This window comes from Litoribacterium kuwaitense, assembly GCF_011058155.1.
Lineage (GTDB): Bacteria > Bacillota > Bacilli > Bacillales > DSM-28697 > Litoribacterium > Litoribacterium kuwaitense.
Map to the genome: position 1 here is coordinate 1 of NZ_JAALFC010000131.1, position 394 is coordinate 394.

A 394-nucleotide genomic window follows, 5' to 3' on the forward strand; every position below is an offset into this window, starting at 1 on the left:
GCAGCTTTTCACCACTGACTTATTCTACCGCCTACGCACCCTTTAAACCCAATAAATCCGGATAACGCTTGCACCCTCCGTATTACCGCGGCGGCTGACTCTACGGACTACCGGGGTTTCTAATCCTGTTTGATCCCCACGCTTTCGTGCATCAGCGTCGGTGAACCGCTAGTAAGCTGCCTACGCAATCGGTGTTCTGTGTAATATCTAAGCATTTCACCGCTACACTACACGTTCCGCCTACCTCATGGTTACTCAAGTAAAACAGTTTCAATGGCAGGACTACAGTTGAGCTGCAGCTTTTCACCACTGACTTATTCTACCGCCTACGCACCCTTTAAACCCAATAAATCCGGATAACGCTTGCACCCTCCGTATTACCGCGGCGGCTGAC

At 50.5% G+C, this 394-nt stretch carries 1 rRNA gene; it reads right to left on the minus strand.

Going from position 1 to position 394, the window contains the following annotated elements:
• Positions 1–394, minus strand: a 16S ribosomal RNA gene (locus tag G4V62_RS19590); the annotation flags it as partial.